The 558-nt window shown below is 58.4% G+C and carries 2 protein-coding genes; both read right to left on the minus strand.

Annotated features, from left to right (window positions below; all coding sequences use genetic code 11):
• A partial coding sequence (infC, locus tag E2H86_RS25795) for a translation initiation factor IF-3 (protein ID WP_133332297.1) occupies window positions 1–384 on the minus strand: 384 nt, incomplete at its 3' end.
• Window positions 385–420: 36 nt separating this feature from the next.
• Entirely contained in the window at window positions 421–549 is a 129-nt protein-coding gene (locus tag E2H86_RS26705; RefSeq protein WP_368773740.1) for a hypothetical protein, read from the minus strand.
• Window positions 550–558: the final 9 nt, after the last annotated feature.

Below are 558 nucleotides of genomic sequence, written 5' to 3' on the forward strand. Positions count from 1 at the left end.
GCCCCGGAAACGCAAGGTCACCTTGACCCGGTCGCCATCCTCAAGGAAGCGCGTTGCGTTGCGCAGCTTGACGCCGTAGTCGTTGTCGTCGGTGCCAGGGCGGAACTTGACTTCCTTCACCTGGATCACCTTCTGCTTCAGCTTGGCGTCATGGGCCTTTTTCTGCTCCTGATACTTGAACTTGCCATAGTCCATCAGGCGGCAAACGGGCGGCTGCGCAGTCGGCGCGATCTCGACCAGGTCGACGTCCTTTTCTTCTGCCAGACGCAGCGCGTCGAACAGCTTGACGATGCCGAGCGCTTCTCCCTCAACCCCGGTCAGCCGGACTTCCGGTGCGCTGATCTCGCGGTTGATGCGGTGAGATTTCTCAGTAGCGATGTTGATGTCCTCAAAGAATCAAAAAAACAGGCCGTGCCCAGCTCATGACTTGTTGGCGAGATCGTTCTGCAGTCGCTCAACGAACGCCGACAGCGGCATAGAGCCTAGATCGACGTTGCCACGGGCACGCACGGCCACCTGATTTTCATCCCGCTCTTTGTCGCCAACCACAATCTGGTA

The organism is Pseudomonas putida (assembly GCF_004357765.1).
Taxonomy (GTDB): domain Bacteria; phylum Pseudomonadota; class Gammaproteobacteria; order Pseudomonadales; family Pseudomonadaceae; genus Aquipseudomonas; species Aquipseudomonas putida_U.